13 protein-coding genes are annotated in these 13810 nt (G+C 36.6%); 4 read left to right on the top strand and 9 right to left on the bottom strand.

The features are described 5' to 3' along the window. Nucleotides 1-3 precede the first annotated feature (3 nt). A complete protein-coding gene (locus ACFTQ7_RS22315; protein ID WP_349661496.1) occupies nucleotides 4-426 on the bottom strand; it encodes a Na(+)/H(+) antiporter subunit B in 423 nt (140 codons plus the stop codon). Then, complete coding sequence (locus tag ACFTQ7_RS22310; RefSeq protein WP_386831241.1) at nucleotides 413-2827, bottom strand: Na+/H+ antiporter subunit A; 2415 nt, start codon at nucleotides 2825-2827, stop codon at nucleotides 413-415. The genes ACFTQ7_RS22315 and ACFTQ7_RS22310 overlap by 14 nt, the downstream gene beginning before the upstream one ends. An 828-nt stretch (nucleotides 2828-3655) precedes the next feature. Here ACFTQ7_RS22310 and ACFTQ7_RS22305 point away from each other — a divergent pair. After that, nucleotides 3656-4345 carry a histidine kinase gene (locus tag ACFTQ7_RS22305; protein WP_386831239.1) on the top strand — a complete coding sequence of 230 codons (690 nt, stop codon included), beginning with the start codon at nucleotides 3656-3658 and terminating at the stop codon, nucleotides 4343-4345. Nucleotides 4346-4457: 112 nt separating this feature from the next. On the opposite strand, the gene ACFTQ7_RS22300 is transcribed toward ACFTQ7_RS22305, so the two are convergent. Next, nucleotides 4458-5660, bottom strand: coding sequence for an MFS transporter (locus tag ACFTQ7_RS22300; RefSeq protein ID WP_386831237.1), 1203 nt, complete (start codon nucleotides 5658-5660; stop codon nucleotides 4458-4460). Between the two features lie 114 nt (nucleotides 5661-5774). On the opposite strand from ACFTQ7_RS22300, the gene ACFTQ7_RS22295 reads away from it, so the two are divergent. Further along, nucleotides 5775-6494: a YetF domain-containing protein gene (locus ACFTQ7_RS22295; RefSeq protein WP_386831235.1), complete on the top strand. Its 720-nt coding sequence runs from the start codon at nucleotides 5775-5777 to the stop codon at nucleotides 6492-6494. A gap of 257 nt (nucleotides 6495-6751) precedes the next feature. Here ACFTQ7_RS22295 and ACFTQ7_RS22290 read toward each other — a convergent pair whose 3' ends face one another. From ACFTQ7_RS22290 to ACFTQ7_RS22270, 5 genes are all read right to left on the bottom strand, one after another. Further along, the gene (locus ACFTQ7_RS22290; protein WP_386831233.1) at nucleotides 6752-7534 is read right to left on the bottom strand and encodes an ABC transporter permease; all 783 of its coding nucleotides are present in this window, start codon (nucleotides 7532-7534) and stop codon (nucleotides 6752-6754) included. Then, nucleotides 7531-8424 (bottom strand): ABC transporter ATP-binding protein, encoded by an 894-nt coding sequence (locus tag ACFTQ7_RS22285; protein WP_386831231.1) that lies wholly within the window; start codon nucleotides 8422-8424, stop codon nucleotides 7531-7533. The genes ACFTQ7_RS22290 and ACFTQ7_RS22285 overlap by 4 nt, the downstream gene beginning before the upstream one ends. Continuing rightward, nucleotides 8421-8624 (bottom strand): PLDc N-terminal domain-containing protein, encoded by a 204-nt coding sequence (locus ACFTQ7_RS22280; protein ID WP_079562753.1) that lies wholly within the window; start codon nucleotides 8622-8624, stop codon nucleotides 8421-8423. The genes ACFTQ7_RS22285 and ACFTQ7_RS22280 overlap by 4 nt, the downstream gene beginning before the upstream one ends. 261 nt (nucleotides 8625-8885) lie before the next feature. Next, a complete protein-coding gene (locus ACFTQ7_RS22275) occupies nucleotides 8886-9317 on the bottom strand; it encodes a protein-tyrosine phosphatase family protein (protein WP_386831229.1) in 432 nt (143 codons plus the stop codon). 20 nt (nucleotides 9318-9337) lie between these two features. Continuing rightward, entirely contained in the window at nucleotides 9338-10285 is a 948-nt protein-coding gene (locus ACFTQ7_RS22270) for a carbohydrate kinase family protein (RefSeq protein ID WP_386831227.1), read from the bottom strand. Nucleotides 10286-10539: 254 nt separating this feature from the next. Here ACFTQ7_RS22270 and ACFTQ7_RS22265 point away from each other — a divergent pair, with 254 nt between their 5' ends. Beyond that, on the top strand, nucleotides 10540-11103 hold the full coding sequence (locus ACFTQ7_RS22265) for a GNAT family N-acetyltransferase (protein ID WP_386831294.1): 564 nt from the start codon (nucleotides 10540-10542) through the stop codon (nucleotides 11101-11103). Nucleotides 11104-11120: 17 nt separating this feature from the next. Beyond that, the gene (locus ACFTQ7_RS22260; protein ID WP_386831225.1) at nucleotides 11121-12038 is read left to right on the top strand and encodes an EamA family transporter; all 918 of its coding nucleotides are present in this window, start codon (nucleotides 11121-11123) and stop codon (nucleotides 12036-12038) included. Nucleotides 12039-12422: 384 nt separating this feature from the next. On the opposite strand, the gene ACFTQ7_RS22255 is transcribed toward ACFTQ7_RS22260, so the two are convergent. Next, nucleotides 12423-13280, bottom strand: coding sequence for an aKG-HExxH-type peptide beta-hydroxylase (locus ACFTQ7_RS22255; RefSeq protein WP_386831223.1), 858 nt, complete (start codon nucleotides 13278-13280; stop codon nucleotides 12423-12425). Between the last annotated feature and the right edge of the window lie 530 nt (nucleotides 13281-13810).

Here is a 13810-nt window from a genome sequence, read left to right as displayed (position 1 = left end):
TGGCTACTCATCCTCACTTATACTTAAAATAATTGTGACTACAACACCAACTACTGTTAAAGCTACGCCAGCCTCGAAAATGGTTACCGTCGAAAAGCCCATCTTCCCGAATATCGGTACATTTATATAGCTATGTGTCTGCGTTAAAAACGGAACATCAAAAAATAGTGAGCCAATTGCTGTGCCCGTCGCAAGTAATACGCCAAGCGCAGCAACTTTTTTAAAATCAAAAGGCATCCCTTTATGCACTGTTTCAATGTCATACGCTAAATATAGTAGAACAATGCCGGAGGCTAGCACGAGACCGCCTATAAAACCCCCACCTGGAGCATGATGCCCTGCAAAGAACAAATAAATTCCAAGGGTTAAAATTATGAATACGACTGTCTTTGTGACAGTACGTAAAATAACGTCATTGATTTTCATGATCCGTTTCCTCCTTTCGTGGCTTTAGCTTCGTTAATGTATATACTCCTAAGCCAGCAATCAGAAGAACGACAACTTCTAGCATCGTATCAAACGCACGAAAATCGCCTAATATGGTGTTGACGATATTTGAACCACCCGCCAGCTTGTAAGAATCATTGAAGTAAGTAGCTACTGGCTCAAAGCGATCGAAATGGACAACCGCTAAGCCTACTAATGTAACTGTGGTACCAACGAAAATGGATATAATGACCTTAGACCATTGCATTTTTTTGCGGGAGGATTCAGGCATTAAATCAGGTAAATATTTAAAGCATAGAAGGAATAAAGCAGTTGTCACAGATTCAACGACTAATTGCGTTAATGCTAAATCCGGCGCACGGAAAATCACAAAGAAAAATGCGATTGAATAGCCAAGTACGCCATTTAATAACATTGCTGTTACGCGTCCCTTAGCAAAAATTATCCATACGGCAGCAAACATCATGACAAACACTAAAATGAGCTCATAGGACTCAATTGCGGAATCCTTCGCAAAATTAAATGCAATAGCATCCGACCATATAAAATATCCTGCGATAAGGGCAACAAAGAATACATATATATAGACAAAATAATGTGTTAAATTACCTGTCATATAACGGTTCGTAAGCTTTGCAGAACTATTTTCACCAAACTCAATCAAACGATTGTAATACATATTAAACGTATATCTTTGTGGGAATATCCGATACAAAGGCTTCCAGCTTTTTAACGTTTTAAATAAAATAATACCCAGAATAATGACACCAACAGTCATTAACAATTCAGCATTAATGCCATGCCAAGCATGAATATGTGGTGTTAATTCACCAGTCGATGGGAATGCTGGATAAATACTTGCCATAGCAGGCTCTAAAATATAATGCCCTAGCACATTTGGGAAGAAGAAGATCACAACTACAAAGACGCACAAAATGATTGGCGAAAGTAGCATACCTAACGGAGCCTCATGCGGTTTTTTATCCAACTTATCAAGCTGTAGTTTTCCGAAAAACGTTCGACTGATTAAAATCATACAGTAAACAAATGTAAAGATACTCGCTACCCATGCCACTATTGGAAATAATAGTCCCAAATCAGAAATTGAAAATGCCTCTACATTGCGAATAGTTAATACTGCAGCGAAAAACATTTCCTTACTTAAGAAACCGTTAAATGGAGGTAAGCCGGCCATAGAAAATCCACCAATAACTGCAATGGTGAAAGTTATAGGCATTAAAGCCATTAACCCTCCAAGACGACGAATATCACGTGTGCCCACCTCATGATCGACAATACCGACCATCATGAAAAGTGCACCTTTAAACGTGGAGTGATTAATAAGATGAAACAACGCCGCAAAGCTTGCCTGCGTGTAAAGAACAGTATCTGCAGCATAGCCGTAATAATGTGCAACTGATCCTAGTCCAAATAAACTCATAATCAAACCGAGCTGACTAACCGTTGAAAAGGCCAGTAACGCCTTTAAATCTGTTTGCCGCACAGCATTAAATGAACCCCAGAACAACGTTACAAGGCCAATCACACTGACTAGCCAGAACCAAACAGCCTCTCCTCCAAACACTGGTGAAAAACGCGCAACTAAATAGATCCCAGCCTTTACCATTGTTGCCGAGTGTAAGTAAGCACTGACAGGAGTTGGCGCCTCCATCGCATCTGGAAGCCAAATATGGAAAGGAAACTGTGCAGATTTTGTAAATGCACCGATTAGAATAAGGATTAACGCTGGAATAAACAATGTATGATCTCGTATAACCTCTACTTCGGCTACGATTTCACGAATACTAAATGTACCCGATGCTACATACAGCATCAAAAAGCCTGCAAGCATTGAAAGGCCACCAAAAACGGTAATAGTCATCGCTTTTCTTGCACCAGCACGAGATGCTTTTCGATGATGCCAAAATGCAATTAACAGGAATGATGACACACTTGTTAGCTCCCAAAATGTGTATAATACCATTAGATTATCTGAAAAGACGACGCCAAGCATTGCACCCATGAATAGTAATAAATAGCAGTAAAAATGGTGAAGAGATTCTTTCGTTGATAAATAAAATATAGAATATAAAATGACTAAACTACCCACACCCGTAATCAGCAAGCCAAAAATCATACTGAGTCCGTCGAGGTAAGTTGTGAAATTTATATTAAAAGAGGGAATCCACTCATATGTATGAATAAACGTTTTACCCTCGGCAATTTGAGGAATATAGCGCGCGAGTAAAAGAAATAAGATGAATGGAACGAATAAAACAAACCAGCCAAGATGTGCAACACGCCTTAGTCGCCTATAAAGTAGTGGAATAAGTGCAGCACAAACAAATGGTAAAAGTATCGTAATGAGAACTGTAACCAAGTGAAAACCTCCTACTATCAATTTCGTTCAGCAACTGTTTACTATAGTGAGTGCGAAAAACTCCGATAATAAAGTATTCCCAAATCTACTGAAGTTACTACTGTTTATACTTTATTTCGAACACAAAAATTCTATAGCAATTGCTGGAGACTCTAACTTTATTCAGCAAACGTTTACACCGAAAAAAAGTTAAGCCTTTTTGCCTCCCACCAGGAAGATATAAGATCAATAAAGCTAATTAACATATCAGAAATTTTCTTGAAATTTGATTTTTTCACGTAATAAACTTGAATTGGAAAGTAAGCGGCATGTGTTGTAATAATAGACATTAAAAATAAGACCAATCTAGATCATTCAACATTCAACACATACTTTATGCAGAGAGAAGCTTTTGATGGTACACTGCATAAAACCTGGGGAACTTTTTTAGCTATTTAGCTTCATATCCTGAGAAGCCAAAATAACCAATATCGCCTTACTCCTATAGAGAATGGCATGATTTTTAAACGAGATAATATGTACACACACAATGGCGTACCAAGTCACTTGACTATCTATTTAACTAACTGCATAATAGTGTGGCATATAGAGGCAATTGGTTTAAATGCACGCAATGCATAAATCAAATAACTGTAAAGTATAAAGATAACCTAGTTTTCTCAAGGTTTTCCCGATATATTGTCATTAACTTTTATACGTTTTTTAGTATACAATATAAATGAGCATAATGCACTGTATCAGCATCGATTTTAGCTGTTTTAGGATATTTTTTTCAAAATCGACAGTGAAATTAATAAAATAACAACATGATAAGAGGTGTTAATTTTTATGAAGCATGTAAAAGGGCGTTTAGACGAAAGTATATTAGTTTGTGTTTACTATGGGCTTAACGGCGAGCGATTAATACGACGCGGTCATAAAATGGCTACAATGCTAGATTGTCCACTCTATATCCTTTCAGTCGATTCGCAACCCCTTGATGCCTTTGACGCAGAGAAGTCTAGCTACATTGAGCAATGGAAAAAGTTATCTGATGAGCTTGAAATTGAAGAGTTCATATTACAAGATAATGAAAAGCGTCCAATACAAAAAGTTATTGCAGAAGTGGCAAAAAATTACGGAATTTCTCAAATTATCGTAGGCCAAAGCGCACAAAGCCGCTGGGAAGAGATTACAAAAGGTTCTTTCCTAAATGTTTTATTAAAAGAGGTTCCTTTCGTTGATTTTCACATCGTGGCTGTCCAACGTCCAACTGACGATGATGATGCAAACGATACATATGAGAAAGGTGTACGTGCTTATTTAATTCAAGAACATGGAGACTTTAAAGTAGCATTTACATGTCCTAAATATGTATCCATTGAAGGGATATTCTTCAAAGAGATTGGTACTGACTTTGATAATGGTATTTTTAAATTCACTTACAATGATAAAATGCATGAAGTTCACATATCAGAGGGATATATACTAGATAAGGGAAAACTTCCTTCTGAATTTTTATCACCATTACGTCAATAATAAAAACGCGTTTCTCTAATAATAAGAGAACGCGTTTTTGCTTATCGATAAAGTAATGAATACCTTTCACTTTGGAGGAAACAAACTCGGGTGCTCCTCGCGATCTTTATGATTACACCGCTGAAGCTGGCTTATCCTTAGGTAAGAAAAAGGCTACTAGTAATAATAATGGTAGCAAAGATACAACCATCATTGTAAAATCAATCCCCCTATGATCCATCAATACACCAATGACCATCGCACCTATTGCCCCCATCCCAAAAGCAAAACCAGTTGTTAAACCAGCCATTGTACCAATTTTTGTTGGAACAAGCTCCTGTGCGTAAACCACCGTTACCGAGAAGCTAATCATAATGAGTGTACCGATAATTATTAAAAATATAATGGCTGCCCATAATGGTACATATGGCAACGCTAAACAAAATGGCATCGGTACAACAACGGACAGTAAAATAACATTTTTTCTACCAATTCGATCTGATAGTGAACCTCCGAAAAATGTACCAATAACGCCAAATGCCATAAAGGTGAATATTAAAACTTGGCCTAGTTGAAGGCTAACCTCATAATGACCCATCAAATAAAACACATAAAAACTTGTAATATTAGTAGTATAAAATGATCGCGCAAAAATAATAGTAAACAGTAACGTCAACGCAATGCCTACTTGTTTCTTCGTTAATGGTGGCAAGTTAGAAACTAATACTCGCTTTTTCTTTGCCATACGTTCTTGCTCCAACTGCTTCTTATACCACTTTGCAATTTTACTTAATAGTAGAATACCTAGTGCTGCCACTACTAAGACCATTGCTGCACCACGTTGTCCAAAGATAGCGAAAACATAAGCGCTAATTAATGGTGCCAGTGCTTGCCCAGAGTTACCTCCGACCTGATAAATCGATTGAGCAAGTCCTCTTTTTGAGCCTGCTGCCATAAATGAAACACGTGAACCCTCGGGATGGAAAATAGCTGAGCCAAACCCTAAAAATAATACTGCAATAATTATTATCCAATATTGTGATGTGAACGCTATAATAGCTATACCAATAAATGAACTAATCATACCAATTGGTAATGCATAGGGCATCGGCTTTTTATCACTAACAAAACCTACAACCGGTTGCAAGGCAGATGCAAACATATTTAATACAAACGAAATAAGACCTATTTGGGTAAAAGTTAACCCTAAATCGCTCTTTAATATTGGGAACATCGCTGGTATAACAGCTTGCATCGTATCATTGATAAGATGGGCAATAGCTATTGCTATCATAATTGGATACACTGGGTTATTTAAATTTCCGACTTGTTTCATGCTGCCACCTCACTTTTTAAATTATCTCAAAATTTGGTTACAAATGATTGTCGCATACTATCGACCTTTTTGCACAAGCTATTTTCAATAGCGGTTTAAGGAGTTGATTTATGTATGGACAATTTTTTTCACGCTCATTTTTGGGAAATGATACTTAGAGCAACACTTTCTTTTTTCACACTACTAATGGTAGCCCGAATTCTTGGAAAAAAGCAGCTTGGTCAGCTTACATTCTTCCACTATACGACAGGTATCACATTTGGTTCGATTGCCTCTGAAATAGCGGCGCAGGCAGAAACACCCTTTTTAGACGGGCTTATTGCATTAATTTGGTGGGGCGTTTTAACTTATTTGATGACTATTCTTACTATTAAATCTAAAAGAGCTCGTGTAATTGTTGATGATAAGCCAACAATCCTTATTCAAAATGGACTTATTTTAGAATCTGCCTTAAGGAAAAATCGTTTGCATATGGATGAGTTAACGATGATGCTACGAGAACAAGCTATATTTTCTGTACAAGATGTGCAATATGCACTACTTGAAACTACCGGTAGGCTTAGTGTGCTACCAAAGCCTGCTGAACAATCGGCTACAAAACAAGATGTAAAGGCCGATGTAACACCACCAACTTATATTCCAACAGAAGTGGCTTCAGATGGACAAATTATTTATGAAAACTTAGTTGAGCTTGAGTTGACGGAAGAGTGGCTTATGAAGAAGTTAAAAAAACAAAATGTCCAATCCGTTACAGATGTCTTTTTTGCCCAAGTTCAAGCAAACGGCTCCTTATATATAAGCTTGAAGGATAAAGCAAGACGATCAAGCCCTTAACAGCTTGTCTCGTCTTGCTTTATCTATTTTTACAATATCTGACGGTTTACAATGCCGATTCGTTTTCGAGCCGGCGTTACCTAAAAAAACACCAACCCGATAAAAATCTACCAAGTTGATGCTCTTGAATATAATTAAGTTATTTAAAAACAAAGTACAGACATGGAGTTCTCGAGGGCCGATTCGATGTCGATCATTTTCGTTTTTAGACTGTGCTCCTCTATTCCAACCGGTGTTTGGACACCCGCTGAGAAAAGTTAAATTTTCGTCATCGGTGCGTTTCTCTTCATCGTCAAAGCTCCGATACTCATACAAATTATCGTGATCACTAATGTAATAGATAGACTCCACCAATAATCCGACATCTCCATCGTGCCCCTCATTAATTGAACGCCATATACCGGTAATTTCCACGGTGATATTGTCCAAAATGCCCCTATTAAAGCATCCACTATTTGCCCAATAAATATGACAGCGAATGCACATGCTGTTGCTACCACTGTTGTAAAAGCCGCACTCATCATTAATGTCACTGCTATTACGAAGAGTAGCCAAGAAAAATACGTGAAAAAACTTGCCATCAGTGTCCCTATCTCAAATGTCCCATAAAGCACGACCGTATAGTATACGCTCGCCGCAAAACCAGCTAAAATGCTAATTAAGCTAACCGTACTCATGACGACAAATTTGCTCATAAAATAAGCGCTGAACGATATAGGACGGACATACAATAAAGTAGCCATCCCACTTGCTCTTTCTTTACTAATGGCTCCTACAAAAGAAGCTATTAATACGAGTAAACCGATCGTTTGAAATTGCCCAACGGAAGCTTGTAATAGGTCAACTGGCATTAGTTCCGGCATCAACATTTCAAAGCCTTCTGGTAAGTTACCAACAGCATTTAAAATATCCATCATGTAATAGTTTGTTAGTGGATCACTCATACCGAGCAATGCAAATACAAGAGGTATCCATAAAAACTTCCAGCTTCTCCAAGCTTCTCTAAATTCCTTTTGCAGAAGTACAGTAAATCCTCTCATATTTTTCTCGCCACCTTCATGAAAATCTCTTCAAGCGATGCTGTTTGCCGCTCCACTTTTCGTATTTTATAAGGACTACTACTTAAATATTGAAGGAGCTCTTGCATACTCGGCCTTTCTTCAATAATTTCTATATATACATTACGACCTTTTGCTTCCCCAACAAGTTCAGATTGACTGGCAAAAAGTTTTGCCTCTTTTTCATTGCTAAATTCTACAACATAATTTGGTTCATCGAAACGTTGTCGAACTTCACGTAATGTCCCCTGTTCTACTAACTTCCCATCGCGTAAAAATAATAATTGATCGGTCATCTCTTCGGCATCATTTAAAATATGCGTCGAATATAAAATAGTCGTTTCTTGTTGTAAACCCTTTAACAAATCAAGAACTTCTCTACGACCTACCGGATCCAATGCAGACACAGGTTCATCCAATAACAGTAATTTAGGCTTATGCACAATTGCCTGGGAAATTCCAAGCCGTTGCTTCATGCCACCAGAAAATGTAGCAATTTTTTTATTTACATCATTACCTAGACCAACAAACTCAAGTGTTTTTTGTGCCTCTACTATTGCTTTTTTTGCAGGCACACCATTTAACTTTGCAGCCATTTCAGTAAACTCTAACGCACTTAACCAAGGATGGAATTGCGGATATTGTGGCAAGAAACCAATATTGGCTCTTACATCACCATCCAACATTTTCACACTGCCAGAAGTTGGTTTTAATAAACCCGTTAGCATCGATAATGTCGTTGTTTTACCAGCGCCATTAGGTCCAATTAAAGCTGTCGATGTGTTTTTTTCTAACGTGAACTCGATTCCATCTACAACTACTCTTTCTGCAAATTGCTTTGTAAGTCCTGTTACCTGAAGTAATACTGTCATGATTGTTTTCTCCCCACTATAAAGTACGCAATCGAACCAATATAACTAGTAAAAATAATAAGAAACACCCATAAAATTTTTGGCCCATTTGTTGCATGAATTTTTCGTAAATCAACTAGAGCTATAATCATCAAAATAAATTGAACCACAATTAGTGGTGCTATGACTGCCCATGGAACTTCCGCTAACTCCTCCATCATAGAGATCACCTCACCTTTGTTATATCATTACTATAACAAAAAACTGTTCTAATGTGCATAGCACAATTTTATGTATGTTGAGAATGGTCAACCTATGCACATGACATACGTTTTAACAAAATGTCATCCAACTTTTTAATTTTATCGGCATGCTTGCAGGAATTATCGCCTCGATTAACTTTCACGTTTTATCTCCCAACTATTAATGTTTATCGACTAACTAAAAAAGAAGATGTACCAAAATCCGGTACACCTTCTCATTTATTTATATAACTTCTGTAAAGCATCTGCCATTTTTGGTCGAATTGTTACTTGTGGACGCGCGTTCTTTACAGCCTCTTCCGCTTCCTCTAGAGAATCCGTCATGCCAAGCTCCATTAGTACAGCAGTGGCTGCCACTCCTGCGCGGCCTCCTCCGCTTCCACAATGGAAGTACACTTTCTGCCCATTCTCATAGGCAGCAACAATTTCTTTTGCAACGTTTTGAATAGATGGCGCTACTGCTATGTCCTCATCAGCAATTGGCATATGCTTGTACACATACGAAACCGCTTCCTGCTCCTCATTAGATAAACCGTTTACGCGAACATCAATCACAATATCCACCGTTTCTTGTTCAAAAGCTACATCTGCATCTTTTGCACCGCCAAAGAATAATCGATCCTTCACTAATACATCGTAATTTTTCTCCATTGTGTGCACACTCCAAACAACTATTTAAGTAAATGCTTAATATCATCATAGTACGGAAGAGCTGTTAATGCCCCTGCTTTAGTAGCTGCCAAAGCACCTAGCTTATTGCCAAAACTTGCACAACGAGCAAGTTCTTCCTCTGTTGTAGGTAAACCATTGTAATGAACATCGCGTAATACACCAGCCATAAATGCATCTCCAGCTCCTGTAGTATCTACTGGCACAACCTTTTCTGTCGGTACATGGATAACCTCACCATTTAATACCGCATATGTGCCATTTTCCCCTACTGTTACTAAAATAATAGGCACTAAATAGCTGTTTAATTGCTCAATTCCCTCTTCCAAGCTAGTTGTTTCTGTCAGGAAAAATAATTCCTCATCAGTGACCTTTAAAATATCTACGTTCTCGAAAAATGACGTGATCGTCTCACGGCAAATCTGCTCACTGCTCCAACGTAAAGGGCGAATATTCGCATCCATTGCGATAATTGCGCCTTTTTCCTTTGCCATTTCTACAGCAGCACGTGTTGTATCAAGGGCTGTAGGATGGAACATAGTCCCCGAGCACACTGTTAAAGCAGATGCATGTTTAAAAGCTGCTTCGTTTAACTGTGTTGCTTCTACTTGTAAATCTGGCGTCTCATCGACATAATCTTTAAAAATCCGCTCACATGCTTCTGTTAAATGAACATAGACACCACTAACACGCTTCGCAGGGTCAAATACCGCATAATCCAGGTTTACCCCTTCTTGTGCAAGGCCATCTCGAACGAATTGAGAGCCTTCGTCGTCTCCAGTAATCGTAATTAATGCAGATGGGGCACCAATACGGCTAATTCCCGCAGCAACATTTACCGTCGCACCACCCATATATTTAGTAAAAGATGTATTTGTTACATCATCGGCGATATAGTCAATAAAAGCATCTCCATAAACTAAAATATAATCTTTATCTTCCTTTGTCATTGTTGTCCTCCTGAAACTCTAGTCATTATAGAGTAACACGAAATCAGATATCGTATAAAGTTTTAAACTTTCGGAAAAATAATCAATTATGCCTTGGCATAATTGCGTCCGGAGGGTTTACCTTCTTTCAGCGGGTGTTTGGACACTCGTTGAAAGAAGGTAAAGATGCCGTCAGAATATCACCATTTATTCAAAAACTTGAGTCATCCTTTATCTTTGTTATACTTGCCTATAGAAAGGTAGGGATTTTGACAATGAGTATTACAATTCGACAAGCGCAACCACAGGATGCCCATGCCGTTATACCACTAATTATTGATGCGATTGGTGAAATTGCCAACCGTTTAACAGGAGAACAGACAACTGAAGCAGTAGAACAAGAACTTACTGTACTATTCAAGCGTGAGGATAATCGACATTCCTATTTAAATACTTTTGTTGCTGTTGAGAATGAGCAAGTACTAGGAATTCTTGTTTACTATAATGGTGTCGAAGCCATTCAAATGGATGCAAATCTCGTAAAATGGCTTGAAGAAAAAAATGCGCCATCCGTCATCATCGATAAAGAAGCCCATGAAGATGAATATTATATTGATACTATTTGTGTATCACCAGAAGCACGCGGTAAAGGAATAGGAACATTATTACTACAATTCGCCTTAGAGGAAACGCAAAAACGAGGCTATTCAAAATTATCATTAAATGTTGAAACGGAAAAAAAGGACGCTCGTCGTCTTTATGAACGTATGGGCTTTGTTATTACAGAGCCATGGTCCATAATCGATGAACCATTTCATCATATGGTCAAGCAATTTTAGGAAGTGAAATAAAAAACATGAAAAAGAATTTAATTTATCCTCTATTGATTGTCATTGCTTCTAGTAGCTACGGAATACTATCGACAATTGTCAAAGTAGCTATGCAGCACGGCTTTACAACAGGAGAGGCAGTATCAAGTCAATATATTATTGGCTTTATGCTTGTTGCAACTATTTTTATAGTGACACAAAGACAATTACCGAAGCTTTCTAAAAAGGGACTGCTAATTTTAGTGTGCGCCGGGATACTTACCGGTACTACAGGGATTGTATACGGGGAATCATTAAAGTATCTTCCCGCATCTCTTGCAGTAGTCATGCTCTTCCAATTCACGTGGATAGGCTTATTAATAGATTGTGCACTTCATAAACGCTTACCAAGTCGGACTGAAGTGATTTCTATCATTGTATTATTTGCTGGAACTATTTTAGCGGCTGGTGTACTAAATGTAGATTTAAGCGGTATCGCTATTCAAGGCTGGCTTCTAGGTTTTGCTGCTGCCTTTACTTTTGCTTGCTTTATCCAATTTAACTCTCGCCACGTGGAGGGTATTACAACTACATCACGCGTGTTGATTGTTTCCTTTGTCGCCCTTATCATTATTAGTATTTTCCTAAACCCTGAAGTTCTTTGGAACGGTAAATTATTCGCCGGTGGTTTATGGAAATTCGGACTAGCACTAGGACTCTTCGGTATTATTTTGCCGATCTATTTATTCTCTATAGCTGTCCCGAAAGTAGGAGGAGCCCTTGCTTCTATTTTAAGTGCTATCGAGTTACCCGTGGCCGTAACCGTTTCTGTTATTGTTCTACATGAACCATTAACTTCTTTACAAATAGCGGGTATTATTTTAGTTATTGTCGGTATGATGCTACCGACAATACTTTCGCAGCGACGACAAAAGGATAAATCTTTAGAGTCGATCAGTAAGTAAATTTTAATCTAAATTAGAAAAGGAGATGTATCATTTTTTTGATATATCTCCCTTATTTATTAACTTTTATACACCCAGAGCTCGATACATAACCAAACGTTAATCAGGCGTTTGATTTTTATTTTAGAGAATTTTTAATTGGGATGGTTATTCATACAATAGCAACACCTTATTTTGACCAACTTAATTGATAGAATAGAATTTTTTTAAATACGTGTCAGAAAAATACTGAGGTGAATCCGAGTTTGTATTAACATTTATCAAGTCAATAGATACATCTTTAGACGTATTTACGAGTATATAGAGGGAAATTCCTTGTCTCGATTTTGTCTGAGAGTTCTTTCAAAAAAATTAATTGTATAATGTTTATTCTTAAAAACATAATTAATTTTCAAGGTAATAATTTATACTTTGGAAATCCCTGTTTTCAACAAATAAGTTCATATTAATTAGTAGATTTCTCCCCCTCCTTTCAAAAAACATTTCATTTCTATTCATTTCTATAATATTTTCTCGCAAATCCTCCATATACATTTTACTTTTTTCCACATCATCTAACATGTAATGTAAGTGCATAATTCCTATTGAAACAACAGCAGCATGAAATGATCTATCTAAGGGTCTTTGAACACCACGTAGGATGGAGGTGATTTCCGGCATATCCAACTGTTCATCATTTGTATCAACAAATAAACCATGTATCATATCCTCTAAAAATATACTTAAATGTATAAATTCATGATATATAGCTTCAGCATAGTCTATAATGGTCCAGGTATCATCTGGATTCAAAAAAACAATACCTAAATGGGTGGGAGCTGTGGCACTCGAAAAATTTCCTGCCTTAGAAACAAAAATTATTCCAACTATTTTAGTAACTAGATTGTATAGACTAGGATTTAAAGATTTTATTAAATCTAAAGCATATATAATATTATTTTCTATTTCTTTTTTTTCTTTGATTGAAGCATTTTGACTTAAAATCATATCTTCTTTACTAATTAAATTTTTTTCGAGTAAAAATAATAATAACTTTTCATTAGAAAAATCAATGTATATTTTCTCTTTTACTATAGAAAGAGAATTGTTTTGTAATTGATTTAAAGTAGTAATATATTTTTCTCTCTGTGATAAATCGTCTTGTCCTTGATAGAAGTATTCTAAAAGACTTTCAATATTGTCATAAATATTCTGCTTATTCAAGACTGATAAATTCGATTTTATTTGAATTGTTTCTCTCATCTTATTTCCCCTCTCTATAAATGTTTTAGCTTTATAGTTAATTGGTATGGATGTTCTTACTAATGCAATATAAGAAATCTACGATGCAAGTCGGGCCGCCCTTCATCCCCGATTAATCTTCTAATAGAAATGCTCTTAATAAAAATAACAATCCTACAAATTTAATAGGATTGTTATTTTTAATGATTATGTTATTTTTTTTCAGTTGGTCTTATTCCTACAAATGGTAAATCTGCTTTTTTTAAAAATTTTTCAATATTCTTTTTTGTATTTTTCATGGTATCACCTCCGTTACTTATAAAACTTTAAACTAATTGTTTATCTTCAAAGTAAAACTCTTAAAATAGGAATAACTCTTTTAAATACATTTCGTGAGCTATTAAATATTATTAGCCATTGATAAAGTTCCTCCACCTACAATAATTAAAATGCCTAAAATAGACCAGAATATACGTTTATACATTTACTTTCTACACCTCACTTTCTGAAAATTATATGTTAAATTAACTTTTCGTTAGTTTATTTATAAT

Source organism: Lysinibacillus sp. NPDC056959 (assembly GCF_042674095.1).
In the GTDB taxonomy this organism is placed as follows: Bacteria; Bacillota; Bacilli; order Bacillales_A; family Planococcaceae; genus Lysinibacillus; species Lysinibacillus zambalensis.
Note: the sequence above shows the minus strand (reverse complement) of the source record. Positions and strands in the feature narration are given on the sequence as shown.